A 554-nucleotide genomic window follows, 5' to 3' on the forward strand; every position below is an offset into this window, starting at 1 on the left:
GGCCGGGCGCACGGCGCAACAATGTCGGTGGCTTGCCGCGCCGGCTCCATGGCCTGGGTGGAAGTGGCGCCGTACCGGGTGCCCACACAGAGGTGCCAGGCCGGATCCCTACGGCGTACAACAAACCCAGTTCAGTTACCCCATCCCGGAAAGCGGTTTCGTCGCCGTACCCGGCATCGGCCAGCACGATGCCCGGGGCAACGCCGGATGCTATAGCCTCACGAAGTTGGGTCAACGCAATCTGGGGCTTGGTCTCGAAAGCCAGATCGTCGGGAATGCCCGCACGACGGGCACGTTCCCGGTCTTCAATCCATTCCTTGGGGACATACAGCTGCCAGGCAATCGGCAGGCTGCCACGTTGCGTCGCGATCGACAGGCTCACGGCGACCTGACAGTTGTCCTGTTTGCCAAGTTGCCCACAGTACTGAGTCCAGCCTGAACAAACCGTAGAGCCTTAAGCGTTGGGGGTTTCCGGCGGAAATCGTGTTGTTGGAATTGCAGAGACCTGGCATATTGCTGGGTATAGCCTGCAAATTCTGGCGAGGTTTAGATGG

1 pseudogene is annotated in these 554 nt (G+C 60.8%); it reads right to left on the bottom strand.

Features of this window, described 5'->3' with window-relative positions:
* Positions 1-427 (bottom strand): annotated as a pseudogene (locus AB3X94_RS41875) (transposase); the annotation flags it as partial.
* Positions 428-554: the final 127 nt, after the last annotated feature.

It is taken from the genome of Paraburkholderia sp. BR10923, from assembly GCF_040948765.1.
In the GTDB taxonomy this organism is placed as follows: domain Bacteria; phylum Pseudomonadota; class Gammaproteobacteria; order Burkholderiales; family Burkholderiaceae; genus Paraburkholderia; species Paraburkholderia youngii.